The sequence below is a fragment of the Streptomyces venezuelae genome (assembly GCF_008642295.1).
Lineage (GTDB): Bacteria > Actinomycetota > Actinomycetes > Streptomycetales > Streptomycetaceae > Streptomyces > Streptomyces venezuelae_C.
Window position 1 is genome coordinate 1774638 of record NZ_CP029190.1, and the last position, 26138, is coordinate 1800775.

22 protein-coding genes are annotated in these 26138 nt (G+C 71.7%); 8 read left to right on the plus strand and 14 right to left on the minus strand.

Translation table 11 applies throughout. The features are described 5' to 3' along the window. Window positions 1–128 precede the first annotated feature (128 nt). The 5 genes from DEJ50_RS07670 to DEJ50_RS07690 all read right to left on the minus strand — a co-directional run bounded on the left by DEJ50_RS07670 (window position 129) and on the right by DEJ50_RS07690 (window position 6804). A complete protein-coding gene (locus DEJ50_RS07670; RefSeq protein ID WP_150206829.1) occupies window positions 129–2042 on the minus strand; it encodes a metallophosphoesterase family protein in 1914 nt (637 codons plus the stop codon). A gap of 17 nt (window positions 2043–2059) precedes the next feature. Next, window positions 2060–3577, minus strand: a complete 1518-nt coding sequence (locus DEJ50_RS07675) for a patatin-like phospholipase family protein (RefSeq protein WP_150206830.1) — start codon at window positions 3575–3577, stop codon at window positions 2060–2062. Further along, on the minus strand, window positions 3574–5265 hold the full coding sequence (locus DEJ50_RS07680) for a GMC oxidoreductase (RefSeq protein ID WP_223837658.1): 1692 nt from the start codon (window positions 5263–5265) through the stop codon (window positions 3574–3576). The genes DEJ50_RS07675 and DEJ50_RS07680 overlap by 4 nt, the downstream gene beginning before the upstream one ends. 91 nt (window positions 5266–5356) lie before the next feature. Beyond that, window positions 5357–6445, minus strand: coding sequence for a magnesium and cobalt transport protein CorA (locus DEJ50_RS07685; protein WP_190344344.1), 1089 nt, complete (start codon window positions 6443–6445; stop codon window positions 5357–5359). A 110-nt stretch (window positions 6446–6555) separates the two neighbouring features. Further along, entirely contained in the window at window positions 6556–6804 is a 249-nt protein-coding gene (locus tag DEJ50_RS07690) for a hypothetical protein (RefSeq protein ID WP_150206832.1), read from the minus strand. A 671-nt stretch (window positions 6805–7475) separates the two neighbouring features. Here DEJ50_RS07690 and DEJ50_RS07695 point away from each other — a divergent pair. Both DEJ50_RS07695 and DEJ50_RS07700 read left to right on the plus strand, forming a co-directional pair. Then, window positions 7476–7970 carry a helix-turn-helix transcriptional regulator gene (locus DEJ50_RS07695; RefSeq protein ID WP_150206833.1) on the plus strand — a complete coding sequence of 165 codons (495 nt, stop codon included), beginning with the start codon at window positions 7476–7478 and terminating at the stop codon, window positions 7968–7970. A 132-nt stretch (window positions 7971–8102) separates the two neighbouring features. After that, window positions 8103–10013: a DUF2075 domain-containing protein gene (locus tag DEJ50_RS07700; protein WP_223837659.1), complete on the plus strand. Its 1911-nt coding sequence runs from the start codon at window positions 8103–8105 to the stop codon at window positions 10011–10013. A 273-nt stretch (window positions 10014–10286) separates the two neighbouring features. On the opposite strand, the gene DEJ50_RS07705 is transcribed toward DEJ50_RS07700, so the two are convergent. The 5 genes from DEJ50_RS07705 to DEJ50_RS07725 form a co-directional block, all read right to left on the minus strand. Next, window positions 10287–11084 carry an ABC transporter ATP-binding protein gene (locus DEJ50_RS07705; protein WP_150206834.1) on the minus strand — a complete coding sequence of 266 codons (798 nt, stop codon included), beginning with the start codon at window positions 11082–11084 and terminating at the stop codon, window positions 10287–10289. Next, the gene (locus DEJ50_RS07710; RefSeq protein ID WP_150206835.1) at window positions 11081–12046 is read right to left on the minus strand and encodes a FecCD family ABC transporter permease; all 966 of its coding nucleotides are present in this window, start codon (window positions 12044–12046) and stop codon (window positions 11081–11083) included. The genes DEJ50_RS07705 and DEJ50_RS07710 overlap by 4 nt, the downstream gene beginning before the upstream one ends. Before the next feature lie 56 nt (window positions 12047–12102). Next, complete coding sequence (locus tag DEJ50_RS07715; RefSeq protein ID WP_150206836.1) at window positions 12103–13146, minus strand: ABC transporter substrate-binding protein; 1044 nt, start codon at window positions 13144–13146, stop codon at window positions 12103–12105. 98 nt (window positions 13147–13244) lie between these two features. Further along, window positions 13245–15593: a heavy metal translocating P-type ATPase gene (locus DEJ50_RS07720; protein WP_150206837.1), complete on the minus strand. Its 2349-nt coding sequence runs from the start codon at window positions 15591–15593 to the stop codon at window positions 13245–13247. Next, window positions 15593–15850: a hypothetical protein gene (locus tag DEJ50_RS07725; protein ID WP_150206838.1), complete on the minus strand. Its 258-nt coding sequence runs from the start codon at window positions 15848–15850 to the stop codon at window positions 15593–15595. Before DEJ50_RS07725 ends, DEJ50_RS07720 begins: the two co-directional genes overlap by 1 nt. Window positions 15851–16076: 226 nt before the next feature. Here DEJ50_RS07725 and DEJ50_RS07730 point away from each other — a divergent pair, with 226 nt between their 5' ends. Next, window positions 16077–16304: a heavy-metal-associated domain-containing protein gene (locus tag DEJ50_RS07730; protein ID WP_150206839.1), complete on the plus strand. Its 228-nt coding sequence runs from the start codon at window positions 16077–16079 to the stop codon at window positions 16302–16304. A gap of 111 nt (window positions 16305–16415) precedes the next feature. On the opposite strand, the gene DEJ50_RS07735 is transcribed toward DEJ50_RS07730, so the two are convergent. Both DEJ50_RS07735 and DEJ50_RS07740 read right to left on the minus strand, forming a co-directional pair. Beyond that, on the minus strand, window positions 16416–16658 hold the full coding sequence (locus tag DEJ50_RS07735; RefSeq protein ID WP_150206840.1) for a hypothetical protein: 243 nt from the start codon (window positions 16656–16658) through the stop codon (window positions 16416–16418). Window positions 16659–17222: 564 nt separating this feature from the next. Further along, window positions 17223–17438, minus strand: a complete 216-nt coding sequence (locus DEJ50_RS07740) for a hypothetical protein (RefSeq protein WP_150206841.1) — start codon at window positions 17436–17438, stop codon at window positions 17223–17225. Window positions 17439–17784: 346 nt separating this feature from the next. Between DEJ50_RS07740 and DEJ50_RS07745 the strand changes: the two genes are divergently transcribed. The 5 genes from DEJ50_RS07745 (at window position 17785) to DEJ50_RS07765 (ending at window position 22565) form a co-directional block, all read left to right on the plus strand. Next, window positions 17785–18420, plus strand: a complete 636-nt coding sequence (locus tag DEJ50_RS07745; protein ID WP_150206842.1) for a metal ABC transporter ATP-binding protein — start codon at window positions 17785–17787, stop codon at window positions 18418–18420. Further along, complete coding sequence (locus DEJ50_RS07750) at window positions 18417–19304, plus strand: metal ABC transporter permease (RefSeq protein ID WP_223837660.1); 888 nt, start codon at window positions 18417–18419, stop codon at window positions 19302–19304. The genes DEJ50_RS07745 and DEJ50_RS07750 overlap by 4 nt, the downstream gene beginning before the upstream one ends. Next, on the plus strand, window positions 19262–20104 hold the full coding sequence (locus DEJ50_RS07755; protein WP_150206843.1) for a metal ABC transporter solute-binding protein, Zn/Mn family: 843 nt from the start codon (window positions 19262–19264) through the stop codon (window positions 20102–20104). The genes DEJ50_RS07750 and DEJ50_RS07755 overlap by 43 nt, the downstream gene beginning before the upstream one ends. A 269-nt stretch (window positions 20105–20373) precedes the next feature. Then, window positions 20374–21018: a hypothetical protein gene (locus tag DEJ50_RS07760; RefSeq protein ID WP_223837661.1), complete on the plus strand. Its 645-nt coding sequence runs from the start codon at window positions 20374–20376 to the stop codon at window positions 21016–21018. A gap of 110 nt (window positions 21019–21128) precedes the next feature. Next, a complete protein-coding gene (locus DEJ50_RS07765; RefSeq protein WP_150206844.1) occupies window positions 21129–22565 on the plus strand; it encodes a PepSY-associated TM helix domain-containing protein in 1437 nt (478 codons plus the stop codon). A gap of 82 nt (window positions 22566–22647) precedes the next feature. Here the strand turns inward: DEJ50_RS07765 and DEJ50_RS07770 are convergent, their stop codons facing one another. Together DEJ50_RS07770 and DEJ50_RS07775 are read right to left on the minus strand one after the other, a co-directional pair. After that, on the minus strand, window positions 22648–24333 hold the full coding sequence (locus tag DEJ50_RS07770; RefSeq protein ID WP_150206845.1) for a class I adenylate-forming enzyme family protein: 1686 nt from the start codon (window positions 24331–24333) through the stop codon (window positions 22648–22650). Continuing rightward, window positions 24330–26117: a CoA transferase gene (locus DEJ50_RS07775; protein WP_150206846.1), complete on the minus strand. Its 1788-nt coding sequence runs from the start codon at window positions 26115–26117 to the stop codon at window positions 24330–24332. The genes DEJ50_RS07770 and DEJ50_RS07775 overlap by 4 nt, the downstream gene beginning before the upstream one ends. Window positions 26118–26138: the final 21 nt, after the last annotated feature.

Consider the following 26138-nt stretch of genomic DNA (forward strand, 5'->3'; position numbering starts at 1 on the left):
GTTCGCTTGACCGTCCAACCTACGCGACGGGGCTGACAAACCCGCGAACGGGGGCCGGGGCGGGGGTGGGGGTGGGGTGGGGGTGGGGGTGGGGGTGGGGGCGAGGGTGGGGCTGGGGGCGGGCCGGTCTACGGGCGGGGTGTCCGGGCGATGACCACGGGCTCTTCGATCAGCCGTACGGCCGGGGGCCTTGCGGGCACCGGCCGGACCCATGCGGTCCGGGCGTTCGCGACCTCGGCGAGATGCCAGTCGCGGCAGGTGGCGTCAAGAGCCAGCGGGAAGAGGGTGAGCGTGCCGTCCGGTGCGATGTGCATCCGGAGGAACCCCTTGTGGTCGTCGATCGACTGACCGGACATCTGCCACTCGGCGACCACGCCCCGGTCCGTCCACAGCACCCACAGGGCGAACAGCTGGGAGCCCAGGAGCGCTCCCAGCACGGCTGCGACGGCCAGCAGCATCAGCAGGACCCAGACCCCGTTCCAGGAGGGCGGGACCGGCCGGGCCGAGACGACGGTGACCGCCAGTGCGGCGACGGCGACCGCCAGCTGGAACAGTACGGCCGTGCCCCTGCCGGACGGCGGTCTGAGCCGGCGGCCCGGCAGCAGCCCCCTCCCCCACCCGGCCACGAAGGGCAGGACGAACAGGGCCGCACTCGCACACAGCAGCCCGGTCAGGTCCTCGGGGTCGGCCGTGCGCACGGCGTCGACCGGATTGCGGCTGCCCGTCGCCAGCGCGAACCCGCAGCCCACCACCAGGACGAGCACCATGTGCAGCACCGCGGCCAGTACGGCGAACCCCGGATTGCGGCGCGGCAGCCAGCACCGCGACCAGGGCTTGGCGATCCCGCGTACCAGCGAACGGGACTCCTTCTCATCGGGGTACGTCTGCTGTGCGAGGGCGAACGGCACCGGCGGACCGTCCTTCTCCCGCATCCGCGAGCCGGCCGGCGGCAGCGGCAGCACCTTCGGCAGCCGGTGCGTGGCTGCCAGGAACGCGCCGCCCAGGCCGCAGGTCACCATCTGGCGCCGCCGGGGATCCGGCGGCAGCGCGCCGTCGGATCCGGGCGGGTCCTCGGGCAGCCGTTCCGCGTAGCGGGCGTAGTGGTGCGCGTCGCCGGTCAGCCACAGCCGGATCGAGGCGCCCGTGTCCTCGCGCCTCCCGGTGGCCCGGTCGAACCGGGTCCGGATGACGTTCCGGTCGAACCAGTGCAGGGAGTTGAAGGCGTTGGACTCCTCCTCGCTCTTCACCCAGGTGGGTTCGGCGGAACAGACGATCACGCTGTCACCCGGCAGCAGTCGCGGGGTGAGGCAGGACTCGAAGTAGCGCCGCTGCGGATCGTCGAAGTAGGAGTCGAGCTGGCTGTCCAGCCCGACGAGCCACCAGCGCTGCGGCAGCTTCACCGCGAAGTAGCTCCGGGTCTGCCCGGTCTGCCAGCCCCCGATGCGCCGCCCCTGGGCGAATATCCGCAGGAACGCGGTGAGGCCGTCGTACCAGTCGTGGTTGCCCGGCAGCACGACCATGAGGGGCGGGTCCGGCGCCGACGGGAGCGCGGCGCGGTAGGGGCCCTTCATCCGGTCCTCGTACGCCGTGGTCGACGCCACCGGGTACACCTGGTCGCCGCCGAGGACCAGGAGGGAGGCACGGGGCAGCGAGAGGGAGCCACGGCCCGGTCCCTCGTCCGATCCGTCGTCCGGCCCCTCGGCCGGCCCCTCGTCCGGCCGGGTCGCCGTCTGCCGGGTCACGGTCTGCCGGTCCGCTGCCAGGGCGGATGCCACCGAGCCGGTCGCCTCGAAGCCGTCGCCGAGGTCGGCCGCGAAGTCGATCCAGATCTCCTCGGCGCCCGGGTCGGACAGCGGTGCCCGCAGCAGGCCGGCCTCGAGCGCGCCCTGGATCTCGCGCTTGTCCGCGTAGTCGGCGAACACGGCGGCCAGCCCGACCTTGACCGCCGTACGGGCCAGCTCCTTCGGCGCCAGCCAGCGCACCGGGTCCTGCGGGGTGAACCGGAGCGCCGCCGCGTGCTTGCGCAGCTCATGGAGGTCCACGATGGCTCCTGCCTGCCTCAGAGCGGGGACCAGGGCAGGACGTTCTGCCCGTACACGTCCCACAGCCTGCCGAAGAAGAACTGTCCGAAGCGCCGCAGGGCGGTCACCCTGCCGGGGAGCGTCGCCGCTTCGACCCGGAAGGTGGTGAGCTGCTTCAGGAAGTCCGCCGGGCTGATGTGGACCGCTCCCGAGGCCACCACCTCCGCTCCGGACTCTTCGTGGGCGTCGACATGGCCGCGCAGGATGCGGGTGTAGAGGACGGTGGTGTCCTGCCAGACGCCCTGCCGGGAGTCCTCGCTGACGTCCTTGTACCCGCTGAGGGTGAGCGGATGACCGGCCCGGTCGGTGAAGAACAGCCGGTACTGCATCCGCAGGTGCTGCGGATCGGGCTCTTCCACGAACAGCCGGAAGGTGCCCCGTTGCACCGGCAGGTGCCCGCCCAGCTCCTGGCAGACGATCTCGCCGTGCAGTGCGGCTTCGTGCTCCGGACCGACGATGAAACGGTCCACGCCCCGGATGTCGACGGTCAGCTGCACGGCCAGGTCGGCGGCTGTTCCGCCCTCCGACGAGGCCCCCGCCAGGGCACTGGTCTCGCCGAAGGCCACGCGGCCGGCCATGCGTTCGGTGAACCGGAGGCGGGTCGGGTCCTCGGGGAGGTCCGCCGGCGCGCCGGGCTTCCAGGGGATCCCCTGGTCGGTGCACCAGAGGCGGGCCTGCCGGACTCCGAGTTCCACGGCCTGGGTGAAGCGGTCCCTGCCGAAGTTGATCAGGTAGTTCAGCGGGACCTCGGCGCTGAGGAGCCGTACGTCGATCGGGCGCCCGAACTCCCCGACTTCCGGGCCCCCGCTGCGGATGGCCGCATTGCTGGCCTCGATCCGGCGCAGCCAGTGCTGCAACTGGCCGTTGGCCGTGGTTTCGATGATGTGGAAGTAGTTGGCCACGAAGCCGTTCCGCCAGCGGTGCCGCCGGCTGACCGTCCAGATGATCCACAGCTCGTCACAGCCCCGCCGGATCGCCTCCTCGACGTTTCCGTCGGTCAGGTAGACCGGGTCGATATAGGTCTGTCCGTCGAGGACGGCCGGCGGGAACCACATGGGCAGCGACACCCCGGCACAGAGACGGTCCTCGTCCATCCGGTCGGCGGTCACCACCTCCAGTTCATTGGCGCTGAAGTTGTAGAGGTTGAAGGTGGCTTCCCGGTCGGTGGCCCGGATCCGTTCCCAGTCCAGCCCCCAGCCCGGGAAGACATGCCGCCGGTAGGCGTCCAGCGTGAAGAGGGAAGCGGCGTACGGCCCCTTCGGCAGCTCGCGCCAGTTCGGGGAGACCCCTTTCAGGGGGGCGAGGGTGCGCCAGTTGTCCGCGATCTCGTGCCCGGACATCCCCTGGCAGTACATGGCGAGGTTGAACACACCCCCACTGGCACCGTCGACGTGGTCGAACTCCAGCTCCGCCTCGTCCAGCAGGACCTGGAGGACACCCGCCTGGAAGGCCACCTTCAGCCCGCCGCCGGCGAGGATGAGAGATCTGCGCGTCATGAGGGCCTCGTACGGTTCGTCCGGTGGCTCTTCCGGTCATCCTCGACCATGCATTCGGCCGACCGGTCGGCCAGCGCCGCGATGGTGAGCGAGGGGTTCGGGCCCACCGGGCCGGGCATCACCGAGCCGTCGGCGATCGACAGCCCCGGATACCCGAACACCCGCCCGAAGGAATCCACCACGCCTTCTCGGGGGTTGTGCCCCATCGGTGCGCCGCCCACGGGATGCACGGTGATGAGCCGGTTGAGCCACCACAGCGGGTTCGAGGCGTAGCGCCCGCCCAGGCTGTGGGAGATCCGCTGCATGGTCTCGTTCATCTGGTCGAAGTACCGGTCGGAGGCGGCCAGGTCCCAGTCGAGGTCCAGATGTCCGTCCCGGAGGAACATCCGGCCGTTGGGGACATCCCTTCCCATGCCGAGCAGCGGCATGGACGTGGCGGTGAACAGCCCCTTGCCCATGGCGTCACCGAGCTGTCGTCCCACCTGGCTCCGGGCGGTGTGGGTCAGCTGCGACCACCCGCGGCGCAGCAGGAACCGCGAGACGCGGTGGGACAGGGTGAGGACATTGTGCTCGACCAGCCAGTTGAGGAATTCCGGGTAGCCGGCGTCCTCGATGTAGAAGCCCCGGCCGGTCTCGCCGTCATGCGTGCGCGGCATGACCATGGCGCTGGTGATGACCGGCCCGAAGCTCGGCTGCAGCATGCGCGGCACCGTCCGGCCGTCGCGTTTCTCGCGCGCCTTGAACACCAGCCCGAGAAAGTCGCCGTTCCCGGAGAAATGCGTACCCAGGGCCGGGCTGAGCGCGGGAAATGCGCTGCGGTTCCTCAGCAGCAGATAGGTGGTGCCGAGCGCACCGGCGGAGAGGACCAGCCGTTTCGCCCTGACCGTGTGCCGGGCGGGAGGGTGGAACGGGTCTCCGTCCGAGGCGGCCCCGTGCTCGATGTACGTGATCTGGAACCCCTGCGGGACGGGTTCGAACGAGCGGACCTCGCAGCAGGTCCGGATCTCCGCTCCGAGCCGGTCCGCGGCGCTGAGGTAGGTGAAGTCCAGGCTGTTCTTGCTGCCGAAATTGCAGCCCACATCGCATTCGCCGACCAGGCGGCAGGTCTGGCGCGGGCTGTGGTGCAGATTGTTCTCGCCGCCCTCGATGGGAACGCCCGGCACCGGGGGGTCTCCGAAGGTGACGGCCAGCAGCGGAAGCTCCCAGGAGAGGCCCAGTCGCCGGGCCGCCTGCTGCATGGCGATGGTTTTGGGCGTGTCCTGGTAGGGCTTCACACCGAACGGATACGGCTGCGCATCCATCATCTTCTCGACGTCGCCGTAATGCCGGTCGAGCTCCTCGCGCGTGACCGGCCAGTTCTCGTAACCGCCGTCGAACGGCTCGTGTACGAACCACTTTTCCGGCTTGCGGATCAGCACGTTCGCATAGATCAGCGAGCCGCCGCCCAGGCCGCTGGACACCAGGGCGTCGAGCTTGGAGAAGCTCCACATGTCGTACATCCCGTACAGGCGGGAAGCCGGAGCCCAGAAGTTCTTGGCGGCCTCGTGGGGACTGCGCGGAAAGGATCCGGGCGGAAACGCCTTTCCTCTTTCCAGCAGACATACCCCCAGGCCGGCCTCGGCCAGACGAAAAGCCGTCACGGACCCGCCGAAACCCGACCCGACGACGACGGCGTCGAAGGATTCCACGCTTCCCATGGTTCACCCGCGCCCCACGCGGCGCACCTCGGGTCGTGGGGCCAGGTCAGGCGGCAGGTCAGGGGGCGGGTCAGAGGGCAGGTCAGAGCCAGCCGTTGCGGCGGAAGCCCCGGTGGATGACGAAGCAGGCGACGGCGATGACGCCGAGCACGAAGGGGTAGCCGTAGGTCCAGCGGAGTTCCGGCATGTGCTCGAAATTCATGCCGTACACCCCGCACACCATGGTCGGCACGGCAATGATCGCCGCCCAGGCGGTGATCTTGCGCATGTCCTCGTTCTGCGCCACCGTCACCTGGGCGAGATGGGCCTGGAGGATCGAGTCGAGCAGCGCGTCGTAGGACGCGATCTGCTCGGTGGCGCGGGTCAGGTGATCGGCCACATCGCGGAAGTACGTACGGATGTCGGGCTCGACGACCGGCATGGGCAGCGTTCCGAGCTGCTGCAGCGGCCGGTCCAGGGGCGCGACGGCCCGCTTGAGTTCCAGCAGCTCCCGTTTGAGCTGGTAGATCCGGCCCGCGTCGCCCCGGCCGCTGTCTTCGCTGAAGACCGCGGTCTCCACGGCTTCGATGTCGTGCTGCACGGCGTCGGTCACGGCGAGGTACTCGTCGACCACATGGTCCGCTATGGCGTGCAGCACCGCCGCCGGGCCCTTGGCCAGCTGCTCCGGAGCGGCTTCCAGGGCCTCCCTGAGCGGGCCCAGCGAGCCGTGCCCGCCGTGCCTGATGGTGATGACGAAGTCGGTGCCGATGAAGGCCATGAGCTCACCGGTGTCCACCACCTCGCTGGTGGCGGTCAGTTCCGCGTGCTCGACGTAGCGTACGGTCTTGAAGACCGCGAACAGCGTGTCGCCGTACCGCTCCACCTTGGGCCGCTGGTGCGCGTGCACCGCGTCCTCGATCGCCAGCGGGTGCAGCCCGAAGAGCTCGGCGAGCCCGGTGAACTCCTCCTGCTCCGGCTCGTGCAATCCGATCCAGACGAACCCGTCGCCCGTCTTGCGGACCCGCCGCAGGGCCTCCTCGACCTCCGTACAGCCGTCCTGCCGTACTCCCTCCCGGTAGACCACGCAGTTCACGACCGCGCTGCCCAGCGGCGAGCGGGCCGGATGGCTGAGGTCCACGGCACGGCGGTAGCCGCGCCGGACGGCCTGGCGGATGGTGCTGAACACGGACACGACGACTCCTCGGACGGAACGCCGGCCAGTCTGCCACTCCGGCCCGCCGCGGCGGCGGGCGGGCGGCGGGGCGCGCTGTCAGGTGCGCTCCCCCGCCGCCCGCGTTCTCGTCAGGCCCTGACGCGTGCCGCGTCGGTCTCTTCGCCGTCCCAGCCCAGGACGACGGGGGTGGCGGACGACGGCTCGGGGGTGGCCACCCAGCCCAGGAGCTCGCCGTCGCGGGTGACGGTCACGGCGGCGGTGCCGGCCGGCAGGTACAACGTCCAGACGCCCTCGCCCTCGCCATGAGTGCCGGTGACCCGGTCCGCCTCGCCCGTCGAGGTTGTAGGCGGTGGCGCCCTGGACCGGGTCACGATCACGGAACACACGGCGGCCTGCCAATGGGACCCGAGCGTCGTGTTGCCGACTGTCGGAAACACGACAGAAAGAACTTGCGACAACTTTCGGTGGCTCGGGAAACGGCCCCGACCGGCCCTGAACCGCCCGACCGCACACCGAAGTCCCTTCCATCGGCCATGAGTTCGAACGCGCCACGGGACACCGGCACCCGCACATAAGCGCTGTCCGATACCCATCTCAGCACGGTCGACACGGAACGGACCCGACGACCGCGACCGCGACTCCCCCAGGGTCCTCATCGCACAGGAGATGGACATCTACCGCGAGTTCGCCGGACAAGGCCCCCTCCACCGGAGCCGGCTGCTCTCCGGCACGGCCCCGACACCACCGCCCAGGCCCTCGAAACCCTCCTCGCCACCGGTCTGGTCCGCCAGGTCGGGGCCGACTCCCTCGCAGCGGCCAACCCCTTCCAGGTCGCAGACCGGCTGCTGAAGCGCTGGGAGGACCGCGTCCAAGGCGCCCAGCTGGACCTCCTCCACATACGCCGAGCGGCCCCAGACCGGCCGCCGAGCAACGCCGCGCCCGAGCCCGCGACCGCAACCGGAACCTGCTGACCCGCAGTGTCCGGGTACGTACCCTGTACCAGCACGCGGCCCGCTTCGACCCACCGACCGTGCGGTACACGGCGGAGATGGCAGCGCTGGGCGCCGAGTCCAGAACCGTCGCCGGCGGCCTGTCCCCGTACCTTGTCTTCGACCGGGCCCTGCTCGTCCTCCCCCTTCAGGACGCGCCGGGCGAAGCCCTGGTCGTCCGCAGTCCGGACCTGGTCGCCTTCGTCGCCGAGACGTTCGACCTGCTCTGGGCCACGGGCGAGAGCATGAGCAAGCCCCGTGAGCGGGCCGTGGTCCAGGACGTCACCGACCAGACGCAGCGATCGGTCCTCCGGCACCTGGTCCAGGGCGACGACGACCGGGCCACCGCCCGCGCCCTGGGCATCTCGGTCCGCACCTGCCAGCGCCACGTCTCCTCAATCATGCGCCGGCTGGGAGCCACCAGCCGCTTCCAACTCGGCTACCTGGCCCACCGCTACGACCTCCTCGACCCAAACCCCCCCGGCGCAGGCCGGCTAACCGCACGGGCCCCACCCACAGAACGTCACGGAATCGACGCCGGCCCCCACCCCTGAAGCTGCCGCCCAGCTCTGGGGACGTGATCCACATCCTGTTCTAGGATTGAGGCGACCATCTCAGCGGCCCGCCGGGCTTCCGCTCCACTTCCGTGGGCCGAAGGACATGCCCCCACCCGCACGAGCTACTTCGTGCTGCCTGGGGGCATTTTCTTGCTGTTCCGTGAGTCCGCGGCATCCTTGGCCACCCGCACCCACCTCGAAGGACGGCTGGCAGAACTCCTGAGCGAGAACTTTCTGCACAAACACCGCCACCGCCCCCACCCGTCAGAGGTCCGCTCCTGGGCACGCAGCATCCCGGCACTCACCAACGTGCTGGTCGAAGCGGGACTCGGCGAGGTGGAGATGCTGCTGGAGTACGGTCTGCCGCTGACCAGCAAGCGCGCGGACGTGATACTGGCCGGCGTGCATCCGGCCACCGGCGAACCGTCGTACATCGTGGTCGAACTCAAGCAGTGGAGCAACGCCTACCCCGAGGACGGCGATCCGCTCCGGTGCCGCATCGATGCGTACCCGGGCCCCGTCCTCAACCCGATCGAGCAGGTGCGGGGCTACTGCGACTACCTGGTGTCGTTCAATGGCGCGTTGGAGCAAGCACCGGAGTCGATCGCGGGGGTCGCGTACCTGCACAACGCGACCGAGTTCGGGGTGGCGGGCCTGCGGGACGTCATGGAAGACCGCCGGGGCCGCATGTTCACCGGCGAGCAGCGCGGCGCCTTGCTCGACTACCTGCGCTCGATGCTGGCACCGAAACCCGGCGCCGAAGCAGCCGACGCCCTGCTCCAGGGCAAGGTAAGGCCGTCGAAGCAGCTGATGGCCGTTGCCGCCGAAGAGGTACGCAACCGGGAGCAGTTCGTGCTTCTGGGCGAGCAGCGGCTCGCCTACGAAACGGTGATGTCCGCGGTTCGCAAGGCACGGAGGTCCAACCACAAGCAGGTGGTCGTGGTGGCCGGTGGTCCCGGCTCCGGAAAGAGCGTCATCGCCCTGTCCCTGCTGGGCGACCTCTATCGGCGCGGGGTGCCCGCCCTTCATGCCACCGGATCGCAGTCGTTCACCAAGACGATGCGCAAGGTTGCAGGAGCCCGAAAGCCGGAGGTCCAGAAGCTCTTCCGCTACTTCAACAGTTTCATGGAGGCGGAGCCCAACGACCTGGACGTGCTCGTCTGCGACGAGGCCCACCGCCTCCGCAAGACCTCGGCCAACCGCTACACCAAGGCCGCCCTGCGCACCGGCCGCCCGCAGGTGGCGGAACTGATCGACGCCGCCCGGGTCCCGGTGTTCCTCCTGGACCAGCACCAAGTGGTACGTCCGGGCGAGATGGGTACGGTTGAGGAGATTCGCGAGGCAGCAGCCGAGCAGGGGCTCGAGTGCACAGTGGTGGAACTGGACGACCAGTTCCGATGCGGCGGCAGCGACGCCTACCTGAGTTGGGTCGTCGACCTGCTCGGGCTCGACGGGAACGCACCCACCCAGTGGGAGCCGGATGGCAAGGTGGGCCTGCTGACGGCCGATAGCCCGCAAGAGCTGGAGGACTTCCTGTCGGCTCAGCGGGCCACGGGCTACGAGGCTCGGATGTCGGCAGGATACTGCTGGAAGTGGACGACGAAGATCACTCCGGCGATGACCTCGTTGCCGCCGGACGTCGTCATCGGCGACTGGGCCAGGCCCTGGAATGTGTACGGGGACCGCTCCTTGCTCGGCGCGCCTCCGGCGCCGCTCTGGGCCACCGATCCCGCGGGCTTCGGACAGGTCGGCTGCGTGTACACCGCGCAGGGCTTCGAGTACGACTGGTCCGGCGTGATCATTGGTCCGGACCTCGTCTGGAGGACCGACCGCTGGGTGGTGGACCGCACGGCGTCCAAGGACCCATCGTTCACCAAGGCCACTCCCGACGAGGATGTCGACCGCCTCGTTCGCAACACCTACAAGGTGCTACTGACCCGGGGCATGATCGGAACGATCATCTACTCGACCGACCCGGAAACCCGCGAAAAGCTCCGCTCGCTGGTCACCCCGGGCACAGAGGTACCGACCGCCGAGTGAGCCCGGCGGGGCAGCTCATCGCACGCGCCCGATCAGGCGTCCTCGCGGACCGGCTCCAGGATCGCCACGCACTCCACATGATGGGTCACAAGAATATGGTCCAGACAAAACAGGTTAAGGGAGACCGCAGGTCAGTGCCGGTTCGGCGATTTCCATGTGGCATCTCTGGTGTGCGCTACGGGCGCTGCGTGCGGAGACTTGACGAGTCGACGAGGCTCTTGTTGCCGTCGGCTTCACCGGATGAGCGGCCCATGCCTGCTGTGCAGGCTCTCCCTACCTTCTCTCTTCGGTGTCCCGTCGCACGAGCGGCGTGGCGGCGTAGGCGATGCGGATCACCCCGTCCTCGTGGCGTTCGGCGCGGGCCTCGACGCCGAAGACCTCGCGGAGGAGTCGCGGGGTGAGGACGTCGAGCACCGGGCCCGCGCCGACCGCCTTCCCGTCCTCGAGGACGACGAGGCGGTCGCAGAGGCGGGCGGCGAGGTCGAGGTCGTGCAGGACGGCCAGGGTGGTGACGCCCGTGGAGCGGATCAGGTCCAGGAGCTCGAAGCGGGCCCGGATGTCGAGGTGGTTGGTGAGTTCGTCCAGGACCAGCAGGCGGGGGTCCTGTGCCAGGGCCCGGGCCAATAGCACGCGCTGGCGCTCGCCTCCGGAGAGGGAGGCGAAGTCCCGGTGCCGGAAGGCGAGGATCCCACACCGGCCCATGGCGTCGTCAACGGCCTGCCGGTCGGCTGGCCCCTCCCGGCCGAGCAGGCCCTGGTGCGGGGTACGACCGAGGGCGACGACCTCGGCCACCGACAGGCCGCCGGTGGCGCCGGCGGCGTCCTGGAGTACGGCCGCCGTGCGGCGGGCCGCCGTCCGCGCGGCCAGGCCCCACACGTCGTCCTCGTCGACGAGCACCGCTCCCGCGTCGGGGCGCAGGGAGCGGTAGACGGTGCGGAGCAGGGTGGACTTGCCGCTGCCGTTGGGGCCGACCAGGCCGACGATCTCGCCGGGGTGGGCGTCGAGTGCGGCGCCGCGCAGGACGGGGGTGCCGGCGAGGGCGAGCCAGACGTTGTCGACGGTCAGCTTCATGCGGTGTCCATCGTCTTGTTGCGGCGCAGCAGCCAGAGAAAGAAGGGAGCACCGAGGAGGGCGGTGAGAATGCCGAGAGGGAGTTCGTTGGGGCGCATGACGGTGCGCGAGAGCAGGTCGACGAGGACGAGGTACAGGGCTCCGAGGAGAGCGGTGAGGGGCAGGAGCCGCCGGTGGTCGGCCCCTGTGGTGAGCCGGACCAGGTGGGGGATCATGAGGCCGACGAAGCCGATTCCGCCAGCCACGGCGATCACGGATCCGGTGAGGAGCGCGGTGACGACCAGGAGCAGGGCGCGCAGCCGGTTCACGTCGACGCCGAGGGCGGTGGCCGACTCGTCGCCCGCCAGCAGTGCGTTGAGCCGGCCGCCGAACAGAACGAGTAGGGCCGTGCAGGCGAGGACGACGGCTGCGACGACCGGGATCTGGTTCCATTGGGCTCCCGCGACGCTGCCGAGCATCCAGAACATGACCGTGCGCAGCTCGGTGGGGGTCGCCCACAGCTGGACGAAGCTGGTGGCGGAGAGCAGCACGTAGCCGACGGCCACTCCGGCGAGGACGAGGCGGGTGGGCGCGATCCGCCCCCTGCGGCGGCCGAGGGCGAAGACTGCGGCGCCGGCAAGGAGCGCTCCGAGGAACGCCGCACCGGCCACGCCCGTACCACCGAGTCCGATGCCGCCCAGGGTGATCACCAGGACCGCGCCGAGCGAGGCGCCGTAGGAGAAGCCCAGGACGGTCGGGTCGGCGAGGGGGTTGGTGACGAGGGTCTGGAGGACGCCGCCGGCCACCGCCAGCCCCGCGCCCGCGAGGGCGGCGAGGACGACCCGTGGGGTGCGGAAGGTCCAGACGATCTGGTCCGTGGCGATGTCGGCGCCGCTTTCGGACCCGGTGAGGTGGGCGGTGACGATGCTCCACACCTGGCCGAGGGGGACGCTGACGGCGCCGGCGCTGATGGCCACGATCATGGCCGCGGCGAGCGCGGCCGTCAGGACGGCGCAGGCCGCGGCGAGGCCCGGAGCCCTCAGAAGGCGTCGGGGTGCAGCACCTTGGCGAGCTTCTCCACGGCGAGGTCGTTGCTGGGGCCCAGGTACATCGAGTCCGACAGCACCGCGTACGTGTTGTTCTTCGAGGCGGTCCACTGGGGGAACTCCTTGAGCAGCTTCTGCGCGTACGCGGTGACGTTGGGGTCGTTGTAGGCGATGACGACGAGGGCTTCGACGTCGGTGGCGGCCACCTTCTCCTTGCTCAGGTCGGCGAAGGAGGTGGTGGAGGCGGACTCGAAGGCGTTGGTGCCGCCTGCCTTGGCGAGGATGTCGTTGTAGATGCCCTTGGCGGCGACGGCGCTGAACTCGTTGGCGCCCATGGCCATGTTCGAGAAGATGACCATGGTCTTGGGCTTCGGCTTGCCTTCGACCTTGGCGGAGATGTCGGCGATGCGCTTCTGGGAATCGGCGATGATCTTCTCGGCCCTGTCGCCGGCGCCGAAGACCTTGCCCATGTCGCGCAGCAGGGCGTAGCTGTCCTGGAGGGTCATGCGGGAGGGGTCCTCGTCGCAGCCCTGGGGTGAGATGTAGGTGCGGGCGTTCACGGTGTTGAGCTGGTCGCGGGTGGCGAAGCCGTTCTTGGCGTTGAACCCGTACGAGGTGTTGGACAGGACCAGGTCCGGCCGCTGTTCCAGCATGGACTCGCGGGAGATGTCGAAGGCGTCGTTCTGCTTGATGCCGCCGTTCGGCAGTGCCTTGATGGCGTCGGCGCGGCCGGGCACCTCGGACAGGCCGTAGCTCTGCTGGTTGGCGACGATCCGGTCCTGGACTCCGAGGGCGAGCAGGGTGGAGACCTCGGCGACGGAGGCGCCGTTCATGACCACGACCCGCTCGGGAGCCTTGGTGAAGGTCTGCCTGGTGCCGCAGTTCTCCAGGGTCACCGGGTAGCCGGCCGTCGCCGTGGTGGAGGCGGGCGACTGTGAGCGTTCCTTCCCGTCCTGTTCCGCGGTGCCGCCGCACGCGGCGGTGGCCAGGGCCATGACGGCGACGAGCGCTGTCGCGGTGAGGCGTGGGGAGGGCATGGGATGTGCTCCTTCGGTGTGTCCGGCCGACCGCCGGTGGTCTTCGTCGCAGGAGTCGGGACGAAGGAGCCGGTGGTTCCCGGATGTCCCTGTATCCGTCACCGGTTGCGGCGCCCGGTGGGCCTGCCGGAGGGGACGGGGCGTGGCGGGCGGCCGCTCCTCGCTGCCGCCCGGCGGGGTTCCCAGGTGCGCAGGCGCAGGCTGTTGGCGACCACGAGCACGGAGCTGGCGGACATGGCGAGTGCGGCCAGCATGGGGTTGAGGAGTCCGGCCATGGCCAGGGGGAGGGTGACGGCGTTGTAGCCGAATGCCCAGACCAGGTTGGTCCGGATGGTGCCCAGGGTGCGGCGGGCCAGGCCGACGGCGTCGGCGAGGGCTTCGATGTCCCCGCGGACGAGCGTGACGTCGGCGGCGCCGATGGCCGCGTCCGTGCCGCTTCCCATGGCGATGCCAAGGTCGGCTCGGGCGAGGGCGGCGGCGTCGTTGATCCCGTCGCCGACCACCGCGACGCGCCGGCCTTCCTCTTGGAGCCGGGCCACCAGCGCGGCCTTCTCTTCCGGCGTGCAGCGGGAGTGGACTTCTGCAATGCCCATCTCCTCGGCGACGGCGCGGGCGACCGCGGCCCGGTCACCGGTGGCGAGCACGGGCCGGACACCGAGGCGCCGCAGCCGGTCCACGGCCCGGTAGCTGCCGGGCCGCGGCAGATCGGCGACCTCGATGAGCGCCTCGGCCCGGCCGTCCACACGGACGACCACCGCGCTGCGGGCACTGCCCTCGGCCCGCTCCAGCGCTGCCGACAGGACTGGGGGCAGCCCGGACGCGTCTGCGGAGACCACTTCGACGGTGCGTGTGTCGACGCGGCCGGTGACTCCGTGTCCCGGCCGCGCGGTGAAGTCGCGTACGGGTGGGAGGCCGTCGGGAGCGTTCGTGCGGCGTGCGTGGGCGGTGATCGCCCGGCCGAGTGGGTGCTCGGATGCGGCTTCGACGGCGCCCGCCAGTCGGACGGCCTCCGCTTCTCCTACGCCGCCGGGCACCGCTGTGACCCAGCCGACGCTCATGTGGCCCGAGGTCAGGGTGCCGGTCTTGTCGAGGACCACGGTGTCGACGTGCTGGAGTCCTTCGAGGGCGTGCGGCCCGCTGACCAGGACACCGAGCCGGGCCCCGCGGCCGGTGGCCGCCATGAGCGCCGTCGGGGTGGCGAGCCCGAGCGCGCAGGGGCAGGCGACGACCAGGACGGCCACGGCGGCCGTCACCGCGGCCTGGGTTTCGGCGCCGGCTCCGAGCCAAAAGCCGAGCACTGCCGCCGACAGGGCCAGGACGATCGGTACGAAGAATCCGGCCACGGTGTCGGCCAGGCGCTGGGCCCGTGCCTTGCCCGCCTGGGCGTCGGTGACCATGCGGGTGATGCGGGCGAGCCGGGTGTCGGCTCCGACCGCCGTGGCGCGCACGACCAGCAGACCGCCGGCGTTCACCGAGCCGCCCGTCGCTTCCTGGCCCGGGGCGAGTTCGACCGGTTCGGACTCACCTGTCACCAGGGACATGTCCACGGCCGAGGTGCCTTCGACCACCTGCCCGTCGGTGGCGACCCGCTCGCCCGGTCTGACCACGAAGAGGTCACCGGTGCGGAGCTCTGCCACGGGAATCGGGACCTCGCGGGCGCCCCGGCGGATGGTCACCTCCTTGACGGCCAGTGAGGCGAGGGAACGCAGCGCTTCCCCGGTCCCGTGCCGGGCGCGGGTCTCCAGGAACCTGCCGAGGAGGACGAAGAGCGTGACCCCGACCGCCGCCTCCAGGTAGACGTGGGCGGTGCCATGGCCTCCGGATGCCACGAGCGTGAACGGCATCCGCATGCCCGGCTCTCCCGCGCCGCCGAAGAAGAGGGCATAGGCGGACCAGGAGAACGAGGCCGTCACGCCCAGCGACACCAGGGTGTCCATCGTCGCGGCGGAGTGCCGCAGGCCGCGCAGCGCCCGCAGGTGGAACGGCCAGGCGCCCCACACGGCGACGGGCGCGGCGAGCGCGAAGCACAGCCACTGCCAGTTACGGAACTGCAGCGCCGGAACCATGGACAGCACCAGGACGGGGAGGGACAGCAGGGCGGTGTACAGGAGCCGCTCCCGCTCGCGCGCGGATTCGGCGCCCTTGGCGCCGGCTTCGTTCCGGTCCTGTCCGCCGTCCTCGGGATCCGCGCCGCCGCGCTGTTCTTCGGGGAGTTCCGGGCGGAGCAGGACGGCGGTGTATCCGGCGGCCTCGACCGCTGCCGCGAGGGCGTCGGGAGTGGTCTCGGGCGGGTGGGTCACCCGGGCCCGCCCGGTCGCCAGGTTCACCTGGGCGGTGACGCCCTCCAGCTTGGCAAGGCGGCGTTCCACCCGGCGCACGCATGCGGCGCACGTCATGCCCCAGATCGTGAGGTCGGTGACGAGGCCGAGGGCGGGACTGTCCGTCATCAGTGGACTCCGGCGTGGTGGTCGCGCATCTCGCCGCCGGGTTCCGCCGGACCGACGCTTCCCGGTTCAACGGGTCCTACTGCCGCCCCCAGCCCGTAGGCGCCGCAGAATACCAACACGAGGAGGATGAAGAAGCCGCACAGGACCCGTAGCGGCAGGAATCGGCCGGGGTTCCGGCGGGGCGGGGCTGCTGTCTGGTCCACGGCGTACGCCTCCTGGTCGTGGCACGTGCCGTCGGGCGGCAGCGTCTGGGGCACGGGAGCAGTCGGCCAGGCACAGCGAACGGTTCCCTCACACTCCGAGCAACGCGAACCGCACATACGCGCCGAACACCACCCTCGCGGGTGACACGGGGAACGCGGTGGGGGCGCGGTACGACCCCTGTCACGGGCAGGGCGTTCAGTGCGTGCAGGCCGGCCCCGCACGAGCAAAGCCGTTCTGCCGTCAGAGCGCACGAGCGGTCCGAACACGAGGAGCAGCGACATGGAAGAACGTCGATACACCGTTACCGGGATGACCTGTGGCCACTGCGTGGCTGGCGTCACCGAGGAACTGTCGGCCGTAGCCGGTGTAACCGGTGTGGAGGTCGAGCTGGCGGACGGTTCGGTCGTCGTACGCGGCTCCGGTCTGGAGGACGCAACGCTGCGCGCCACCATCACCGAGGCGGGATACGGCCTGGCCGACACGGCGGCGCCCGCGCCCACGGGCTGATCAAGACGTCGAGGCTCGCTTACGTACCGGCCGGGGGTGGGCACCGGGCGGAGTTCCGCCCGGTGCCCACCCCAATCCTGTACCAGTGAGGAACGCCGGGTCCGGCGGACCTCAGGGACGGCCCGCCCGGCGCCGCCGAAGCCGGGCCGGGCCCGACACGGCACGGTGCACCAAGACGAAGATCCCGGCGCTCACCGCCAGACCGGCCCCTGCACCGATCAGAGCGCCGGCGGGGCCGTCCGCGACCATCCCCAGCCAGCCGTAGCCGGCGGCGAGCAGGAGCGTGGTGAGGAGGGTGAGCGGTACGACCGAGCCGCCCAGCCGTCGCGCACCACGAGCCCCGTGCCGCGCCACAGGCACATCCCAGGGCCATTGCCCGGAGGTCATCGCTTCCGGCCCCGTGGAGATTCCGGCCATGTGATCACATCCCCGTGTTACGTCCGTGCCACGCTCGCCGATCGGCATCCGCCGACGCCTTCCTCCCCAACCCGCACCCTGCTCAACCTCTCCGCCTGCGGGCAGCCCGCTGCATCGTGGCCGGGCAGCGGCCGTGATCGGCCTTCCCCCTCGGAGAGCACCCTGAAGTGGCGCATTGCGTAGGTGTCGGGTTGCGCACGCCCCCGGTTCCCGCCCCTACGCGGGATGATCCTCACGTGTAGAGAGCGCCGCACGGATCCCTCTGCCGAGGGATCAGCGTGCCAGGATGGCCGCACCGGGCCACGGGGAATGCGCCTCCCGAGCGTGGCCCGGCCCCGGTCTGCCGACCGCGCGTTCGCCACGACCCCCGCTGTTCGCGGAGCGGGTTGCGGTCGGCAGACCATCAGAGCCCGCCCTCCCCCGGCCTGCGCAGGCGTTGACGACTCATCCCCGCGCCGTGCCAGCCGCGACCCTCGGAAGAACGCAGGACGCGGTCCGGTCTCAGGCGACCGCGACGTTGTCCAGTCTGCCCGTCTTGGCCTCCTCCAGGAGGGAGCCGAACTGGTCGGCGCTCATCTCCACCCGCTGGCCGAAGTCGTCGGTGATGACCACACGACGCTCGGGCGCGGCGCTCTCGTCGATGAAGAGCTCCGGGCAGCCGCAGCTGCACTTCCCGCAGAACGTCGCCACGGGGGTCAGGGAACTGATGTCGGTCATCTGCTGTGCCTTCCTCTTCCTGCGCGTGCGCCGTGCGGTGGCCTGGCGCCGCCCGCTTACGGGCACAGAGGGCATGCCCGTGGGGCGAGCACGGCAAGCCCCTGCGGCGGCGGTGCGCGAAGCACGGGCTCAGGCTCGTGTGCTTCCGGTGCCCCTCGCACCGCAGAGGTTCCGGAAACTTTCCGGCCCTTCCGTACGACTTCCTGAGAGAGGCCGCGCGGGAGCGGCAGCGGCACCCCGGCTGTGAAGGGCCGGGAACCGATCCAGCGAAGCGTCCGACTCCTGCGGTGCGGGCGGGAATGCGCGCGGACGGAATCAGGCGGCTGGGATGACTGAAGGGTGCGGGATGGGTGGGCTGGACCTGCGGATGCGGGGGGTGGCATGCCGCCACGGTCGTGTGGAGGCGGTGTCCGGAGTGGACCTGGAGGTGGCCGCCGGAGAGCGGGTGGCGCTGACGGGTACGAACGGCTCTGGGAAGACCACCTTGTTGCGTGCCGCGCTCGGCCTGCACCGTCAGGTGACCGGCTCGATCGAGGTCGGCGGCCGCGGTACCGGCACGCAGGCTCAGTGGGCCTGGCGGCGCCGGGCCTGCGCCTGGATCCCGCAGAAGCCGGCGGCCGGACGGTTCCCGATGCTGGGTGCGGAACTGCTCGCCAGCAGCTCCGCACCCTCGGACGCGACCGAAGCAGCGGAGCGCCTCGGGGTGGGCCGGTTGACCGGGCGGCCCCTCCACACCCTGTCGGGCGGCCAGTTGCAGCGCATGTACCTGGCACGGGCGATCGGCTGCGTGGCCGCCGGGGCAGGGGTCCTGCTGGCCGACGAGCCGACCGCCGCCCTCGACTTCGCCGGCCAGGCGGAAGCAGCCGACGTGCTCACCTCGCTGCCGGTCACGCTGCTGGTGGTGACCCACGACCGGGCGCTGGCCGAGCGCTGCGACCGGGTGCTGGAGATGGCCGCCGGGCGTCTGCGGGAGGTCCGGTGACGGCTACGACGGCCCTGGCCACCGCGGACGTGGGAGCCCTGCTCCAGCTCGTGCCCGTACAGCGCGCCGGACTCGGCCTGCTGCTGGCCGCGATCGGGCTGCCCGTCATCGGAGTGGTGATCGTCGGGCTCGACATCATGCCGGTGCGGTTCGCGATGATGCACGTCGCGCTGTTCGGTATCGCGGTCGGTCTGATCACGGGCCTGGACCCGATGCTGTGCGCCCTCGTGGTGTGCGCGCTGTCCGGGGCGGGAGTCGCTCCGCTGGCCCGGACCCCGGACGGTCTGTCCGGGGCGATGGGGCTGCTGATGAGCCTGGCCATCGCGGCGGCGCTGCTGCTGCTGGCCGTATCGGGGGTCAACGCCTCCGGTGCCTTCGCCCTGCTGTGGGGGTCGATCCTATCCGTCGGCACGGGCGACCTCGTCGTCCTGGGCGTGCTCGCCGTCGCCGTGCCGGGCCTGTTCTGGTGGCGGCGTCGGGACATCGGGCTGCTGCTGTACGACCGGGAGCTCGCCCAGTGCTCGGGCGTCCCTGTGCGGGCGCTGACGGCGGTACTGCTGGTGCTGGTAGCGGTGTCGGTGGCAGGGGCGATCAAACTCACGGGGGCGCTGCTCGTCGACGCTCTGACCCTGCTGCCCGCCCTCGCCGCACGGCGGCTGGGCAGCTCACTGAAGTCGATCACCCTGTGGGCGATCGGGATCGGGGTGGCGGTGAACCTGACCGGGTTCCTGCTGGCCCTGTGGCTGGACTGGCCCCCGGGGCCGGTCCTCGTACTGACGGCGGGGACGGTCGTCCTCGCCGTGCACCTCATATCCGCATCACTCGAACGGAGAACCCGCTCATGGCGCGCACCCGCGTCCGCATCCCTTCCCTCCTCGCACTGAGCACGGCCGGGATCGTCCTGCTGACCGGCTGCGGCGACAGCGACAGCACCGGCAAGGCCGATGCCTCCTCCTCCCCGGCCGCCGGCGCCTCCGCCTCCGCGTCCGCCGATGCAGCGGAGAAGCCGACGGTCGTCGTCACCACCACCTGGGAGGGCGCCTTCGCCAAGGCCGCCGGAGCCGAGGACATCACGGTCATCGTGCCCCAGTCCGTGCACCACGCCCCGGACTACGACCCCAAGCCCTCCGACCTCGCCGCGGTCGCCAAGGCCGATTTCGTGCTCTACGCGCCCTTCGAGCCGTACGCCGCCAAGATCAAGGAGGCGGCCGGGTCGAAGGCGAAGCTGGTCGAGGTCAACCTGGACAACGACCCGGACAAGGTGAAGGCCGAGGTCGACAAGCTGGCCGGGATGTTCGGAACCAAGGACGCCGCCACCGCCTGGAAGACCGGCTTCGACACCGAGTACACCAAGCTGAACAAGGAGGTCCAGGCCGCATGGCCGGGCGGGAAGGCTCCCACCGTGGTCAGCCAGGTGTTCACCGTGTGGGCCGCGAAGCTGGCCGGCGCGACCCCGGTCGGCACCTACGGGCCCGAGGCCGTGACCCCGGCGCAGCTCGCCGAGCTGTCCGCGAAGAAGCCCGCCCTGGTTCTGGACAACGCCCACATGTCCACCGGGACCGTGCTGCCCGACTCGGGTGCCAAGCAGGTGAAGATCGTCAACTATCCGGGGGACGACCTCGACCTGCTGGCGGTCTACCGCAACGCCGCCGCCGAGCTGAAGAAGGCCGCAGGCGCCTCCTGAGAGACCGCCACACCTGCCGCATCCCGGGACGTTCCAAGAGGAACGTCCCGGGATGCACTTTTCGCCCCCGAGGGCACCGCTGTGATTCGCCTCACGGCCGCGGCGTCGGTCGCTCTCCCCGGCGCCGGACGCCGGAGCACATCCCTCAACAACGCCTTTGTCCATGAACCTCGCTGACGCGGCATGAGCCGCCGGGGGCCCTGGAGCAGTCCCGGACTGCCCTGAGCCGGGTTCCGGGCAGCCGGGTAAGACGCGGATAGGTTGTGCCGGTGCGCGAACCGGGGAGCTGGCCGAGGCGGACCCGGTGGGGTCTGCCCGGTGCTGCCGCATGCCTGGTGCTGGGAGCGGTCGGGCACGTCGCGGCGGGCGGCAGCCTGCCCTCCCCCGCCGCTCTCGCGGGGATCTTCGCGGTACTGACCGTCCTGTGCGCGACGCTCTTCGGCAACCGCCGGATCGGCTTCTCCACGACCACCATGGTGATGGGCGGCACTCAGTTCGCCCTGCACCTCGCCTTCCACACCCTCGCGGCGGGCCACTCCACCGCCGCGCACCGGTCGACCGGGCACCACTCGATGGCCGGGCACGGACTCGCCGTGCACGGCGGGATGGCCCCGGCGGCCACGATGGACCCGGCGGCCATGGCCCAGGCCGGGCACACGATGAGCCCGGCCATGACCGCCGCGCACGCACTCGCCACGATCGGCACCGCCCTGTGCGTGGTCCACGGCGAACGGCTGCTGCGCCACCTGGCCGCCCTCCTCACCCCGGTCCGTCCCCCCGCGGCCCCGCACCGCACTCCGGCCGCCGCCGTCCTGCCGCCCCTCCATGTCTCTCCTCCGCTGACGCCGCGGTTCGGTGTCCTGCTCGCCCGCTCCCGCCCCAGACGCGGTCCTCCCGGGATGACGTGCGCCTGATCCACCCATGTGATCGGCGGTCCAGCCGCCCGCCCGGCGGCCTCCCCCACCCACCGGCGGCTCCACCAGCCACCGGTGCGGTCACGCACACCCCCGACAGGAGAACTTCCATGACGTCCACCACCGGAACACCACCGCAGAGAACCGCCGACCCGGAGCCGGCCGGCCGCTCCTGGCAGGGCGTACGCGCCCTGCTCGTACGGCTCCACTTCTACGCCGGGGTGTTCGTCGCCCCGTTCCTGCTCATCGCGGCCGTCACCGGCCTCCTCTACACCGTCGCACCCCAGCTCGACCAGGTCCTCTACGGGGACAAGCTGACCGTCGAGCAGGTCGGCGAACAGCCGCGCCCGCTGTCCGAGCAGATCGCCGCGGCACGCGGCGCCCACCCGGAAGGCGCTCTGGCCGAGGTCGTCACCCCGGCCTCCGCCGAGGACACCACCCGGGTCGTACTGTCCCTGCCCGAGCTGGGTGAGAAGCAGCGGACCGTGTTCGTCGACCCGTACACCGCCGAGGTGAAGGGTGAGCTGACCACCTGGTTCGGCTCGACGCCGGTGACGACCTGGCTGGACGACCTGCACCGCAACCTGCACCTGGGAGAGACCGGCCGGCTCTACTCGGAGATCGCGGCGAGCTGGATGTGGGTGATCGTCGCGGGCGGTCTGGTGCTGTGGATCGGGCGCGCCCGCGGTCAGCGGGCCAAGTCCGCGCGCGGGGTGCTGCTGCCCGACGGTACGGCTCGCGGCGTGCGGCGGACCCGCTCCTGGCACGCTGCCACCGGCGTGTGGCTGGCCCTCGGACTGTTCTTCCTGAGCGCGACCGGTCTGACCTGGTCGCACTACGCCGGCGAGCGCTTCGGGCAGGTCCTGGACGCGGCCAAGGGACACGCGCCGGAGCTGGACACCCTGCTGCCCGGTGCCGAGCCGCCCGCCGAGGCGGGCGGCGACGAGCACGCGGGCCACGGTGGCCACGGAGCCGCCGAGGAAGCCCCGCAGGCCGATCCCGCGGACTTCGACAAGGCCCTCGCGACGGCCCGGCAGGCTGGGCTGGGCGGCACGGTGACGCTGACCCCGCCGGCCGACACGGCCAGCGCCTGGGTCGTGGCCCAGTCCGACAACGTCTGGCCGGTGCACTACGACCGCGTCGCCGTGGACCCGGCCAAGGGCGAGGTCACGTCCCACACCCGGTGGGCCGACTACCCCGTGCTGGCCAAACTGACCAAGCTGGGCGTCCAGGGCCACATGGGTGTGCTGTTCGGTGTCCTCAACCAGATCGTGCTGGCCCTGATCGCGATCGGACTGATCCTGATCACCTTCTGGGGCTACCGCATGTGGTGGCAGCGCCGTCCCACCCGTGAGGACCGTTCGGCGGCCCTCGGCAAGGCCCCGGCCCGCGGTACCTGGCGCCTGCTGCCGCTGCCCGTGCTGGTGCTCGGGATCCCGGCGGTGGCGGCGCTCGGCTGGGCGCTGCCGCTGCTGGGCATCACCCTGGCCGTCTTCCTGGTGGTCGACGTCGCCGTGGGTGTCGTGCGCCGGAACCGGACCGCGTGAGGCGGCGGGCGGGTACACCAGGCGTGTGCCCGCCCGCTCCGCAGCGGCGGCCGGCCACGGCGCCGGCCACCGCTCCCTGCCCTCAGCCTGCCTCCGCCAAGGGCGTCGCCCGGGCGTCGGAACCGGCCTCGGCCACGGCGTCGGAGAGACGTTCGCGCAGCGCTGCGCGGTCGGGCTTCCCCGCTGCGGTCAACGGCATCTCGGCGACCACGAGGAGGCGTTCGGGATGCTTGTGCCGCTCCAAACCGTGCTCGGCGAGGTGGGCCGTGAGGGAGTCCAGCGTCGGTGCGTCCGTTCCCCGGGCTACGACGCAGGCGGCCAGCCGCTCCCCCATGAGCGGGTCGGGCACGCCGACACACACCACGTCGCTGACCTGCGGGTGCGAGGTGAGCGCCCGTTCGACCTCGGCGGGGCTGATGTTGGCGCCGCCGCGGATGACGATGTCCTTGAGCCGGCCGACGACGTGCAGGACGCCGTCACCGTCGAGGTAACCGAGGTCGCCGGTGCGGACCCAGCCGTCGGCGGTGCGGTAGCGGGCGTCGAGGTCGGGTGAGGCGACGTAGCACAGCGGGGTCATCGGGCCCCGCGAGATGATCTCCCCGATGTCTCCGTCGGCGAGAGGTTCGTGGGTCTCCGGGTCGGCGATGCGGATCTCCGCGACACGGGCGTCGGGGTGTCCGGCGACCACGCCCCTGCCGTCGGTGGGCGGGACCGTGTGGGCGAGCCCGGTGTGGCAGTTGACCCCGTCGGCGGAGCCGTACAGGTTGACGACCGGGCAGCCGAATGCCTTGGCGGCCGCGGCCGCGGTGGTCTCGTCGAGCGGCGCGCCGCCCAGCACGAGAGCCGTGGGGGCGGGCAGCCGCTCGTCACCGGTGCCGAGCCGCTCCAGCATCATGCGGATCATGGTCGGCACGCCGAGGACGTGCGTCGGCTCGTGCGCGCGTACGGCTGCGATCGCCGCGTCGGCGGTGAACTGGTCGAGCAGGACCAGGGTTCCGCCGTGCCGGGCGAGGGTGACGGCGGTGCCGTTGGAGCCGAAGGCGGAGGCCAGGGGGACCAGGAACAGGCAGCGGGGCGGGCGGCCGTCGGGGATGAGGGAGGCGAGGAAGTTGCCTCGGCCGCCGGCCAGCGCGTTGTGGGAGTAGGCGACCATCTTCGGCTCGGCCTCGGAGCCGGAGGAGACCAGGATGCGGGCCGCACCGTCCGGGTCGGGACGGCTGGCGCGGAAGGCGGCGGGGTCCGAGCGCATCAGCTCCGACCATGCCGCGGTCCCTTCCGGCGCGGCTCCGGGGCCGACCGCGACCACGTGCCGCAGCGCGGGCAGCGAGCGCGACAGGGTGTGCAGGTCGGCCGCGTGCCGGAACTCCTTGTGCTCGACGGCGGCGATGACGGCCACGGCCTCGGCGCGGCGCAGCAGGCACTCGGCCTCCAGGACGCCCCGGCCGACGGGGAAGGGCAGGGCCACGGCCCCCAGCGCGGCCAGGGCGAGGTCGGCGATCACGCTGTTGCGGTGGTTGGGCAGCTGTACGCCGACCACGTCGCCCGGGCGTATCCCGAGTCCGGCGAGGCCGGCGGCCAGACATCGCACCTTGCGGTCGAGCGCGGTGTAGCAGAGCTCGCCCTTGGCGTCGATGACGGCGGTGCGGTGCGGGTCGGCGATCTGCCGTGCCCGGAAGAGGCTGTAGAGGTCCAGGTCGGGGCAGGTGCCGTCGACGGCGTAGGAGCGGCGCAGTCCGGCGGGGAGCAGGTCGTGCAGGGCGACGGTCATACGAGCCTCCAGGGGGTGGGGACGGCGGGCGCGCCATAGGCGTCACGGGTGATCGCCCCGGCGAACCGAGGGTCGTGGTGCAGCGCGTCGAGGTCGGTGGTGACCGGGGTCGCCGCGATGCCGTGCGTGTGGAGCAGGGCGAGGGCCTCGGCCGTGGGAAGTCCGTCCAGGGCGTGGCCGCGAGCGGCTGCGGCGTGCCGGTCGGCGGGGGCGATCCAGCCGTCGGCCGTACGCAGGGGGCTACGGAACCCGGCCGACCGGCGGGGGTTCTCCCCCCGGGTGATCCGTGCCAGGGCGGGGGCGGTGAGGGTGTCGGCGGCGCCGAGGAGGGAGGAGTCCACGCGTACGCCCCGGCCCGTGCGCTCGCGCAGCAGCAGCCCCGCCAGAACGGCCTCAGCGCCGTGCAGCCCGCCGAGCACGTCCAGGAGGGTCATCAGCGAGGGGGCGGGTGCCTCTCCCTCGGGGCGCACGGCCTCGCCGACGCCGGTGCGGGCCTGCACCATGAAGTCCGTGCCCATGGGGGCGTCCTCGATCCGGTCGGCCCAGCCGCTGGTGTACGCGTACACCAGGCCGGGGTTGACGCGGGCGAGGTCCTCGGCATCCAGACCGAGTTGGGCGGCCTTGCCGGGGGCCCAGTTGTGGAGGAAGACATCGGCCTGGGACGCCATGTCACGGAGTCGGCCCCGGTCGGCTTCCGCCTTGATGTCGATCTCCACCGCCTTCTTGCCCCGGTTCAGGGCGAGCCAGCGGGCGGAGATGCCCGAGGTGGTGGGGGGCATGCCGCGCAGCGGGTCGCCGCCCGGCGGTTCGATCCGGACGACCTCGGCTCCCAGGAGTCCGAGGAGGTGCGCGGCCAGGGGTGCCTGGATGCGGCGGCCCGCCTCCAGTACGGTCAGGCCGGCCAGCGGCAGGTGAGGGGCCGGCGTCTTGGCGGGGGCCGACCGTGGCCGGGGCACCGGCCCTCCGGCGAGCGGGCTCAGCGCCCAGGGGGCCGCGCCGTCGGTCTCGGTGTGGCGTTCGGCGAGGGTGCGCAGGACGCAGATCTCGGCGCCGGAGTGTGCGGCGGCGCGGTGGAGGACGGCCAGCGGGTGTGCGCGGGTGACGGTGTGGAGGGCTGCCGGGAACGGGGCGCAGGCCGTGGCGTAGCGGAACTGGAAGGGGCGCCAGCCCGCCCGGATCGCGTCCGCGGGGGCGTCCAGAGCCCGCCAGAACGCGGCCCACGCGCCCGGGTCCAGGGTCTCCAGCTCGAAAAGCGTGCCCTCCGCGGAGGTGAACGGTGGCCCTCCGGGCGCCAGTTCGGCGGCCTCTCCCTCGTCTGCTCCGGCAGCGGCGAGGTACTGGGAGACGGCGAGCAGTCCGGCCCGGTCGGCGGCCACCTCGACGGGGGCGGCAGCGGCTCCGCGGGCCTGGCCGATCAGGCCCGCCAGCAGTCCCTGGACGACGAGGACTCCGGTGGCGGTGGCGGTGTAGTCGGCGGCCAGCCCGGCCGGGGCGCCGTCGCGGCGTCCGTGCACGGCCATGATGCCGGTGGCCGCCTGGACCGTCGCCTCGTCGACGAGCCCGCTGCCGGGAGCGCCCCAGACGGCCGTTGCCCGGGCCGGCTCGAACCCGTCACCACTGAGGGTGACGGTCGCGTCCGGGCCGGATGCGGCCGGTCCTTCCGTCCGCGCGCCGAGCAGCCTCAGGTGCTCGGCGGCGACGCCGACGATCTGCTCGGGGCCGCCGATGCGCACACCCATCGTGTCGAGCGGCCGGACCGTCTGCGTGGTTGCCGATGACGTCATGCCTCTCCTCTCCCGGCGGCG

Coding starts and splice junctions, on each gene's coding strand:
- DEJ50_RS07775 (WP_150206846.1), bottom strand. CDS start 26,117: ATGACGTCATCGGCAACCACGCAGACGGTCCGGCCGCTCGACACGATG.
- DEJ50_RS07765 (WP_150206844.1), top strand. CDS start 21,129: ATGACGTCCACCACCGGAACACCACCGCAGAGAACCGCCGACCCGGAG.
- DEJ50_RS07730 (WP_150206839.1), top strand. CDS start 16,077: ATGGAAGAACGTCGATACACCGTTACCGGGATGACCTGTGGCCACTGC.
- DEJ50_RS07695 (WP_150206833.1), top strand. CDS start 7,476: ATGGCAGCGCTGGGCGCCGAGTCCAGAACCGTCGCCGGCGGCCTGTCC.
- DEJ50_RS07720 (WP_150206837.1), bottom strand. CDS start 15,593: ATGACGGACAGTCCCGCCCTCGGCCTCGTCACCGACCTCACGATCTGG.
- DEJ50_RS07705 (WP_150206834.1), bottom strand. CDS start 11,084: ATGAAGCTGACCGTCGACAACGTCTGGCTCGCCCTCGCCGGCACCCCC.
- DEJ50_RS07675 (WP_150206830.1), bottom strand. CDS start 3,577: ATGACGCGCAGATCTCTCATCCTCGCCGGCGGCGGGCTGAAGGTGGCC.
- DEJ50_RS07745 (WP_150206842.1), top strand. CDS start 17,785: ATGGGTGGGCTGGACCTGCGGATGCGGGGGGTGGCATGCCGCCACGGT.
- DEJ50_RS07740 (WP_150206841.1), bottom strand. CDS start 17,438: ATGACCGACATCAGTTCCCTGACCCCCGTGGCGACGTTCTGCGGGAAG.
- DEJ50_RS07710 (WP_150206835.1), bottom strand. CDS start 12,046: ATGATCGTGGCCATCAGCGCCGGCGCCGTCAGCGTCCCCCTCGGCCAG.
- DEJ50_RS07755 (WP_150206843.1), top strand. CDS start 19,262: ATGGCGCGCACCCGCGTCCGCATCCCTTCCCTCCTCGCACTGAGCACG.
- DEJ50_RS07715 (WP_150206836.1), bottom strand. CDS start 13,146: ATGCCCTCCCCACGCCTCACCGCGACAGCGCTCGTCGCCGTCATGGCC.
- DEJ50_RS07770 (WP_150206845.1), bottom strand. CDS start 24,333: ATGACCGTCGCCCTGCACGACCTGCTCCCCGCCGGACTGCGCCGCTCC.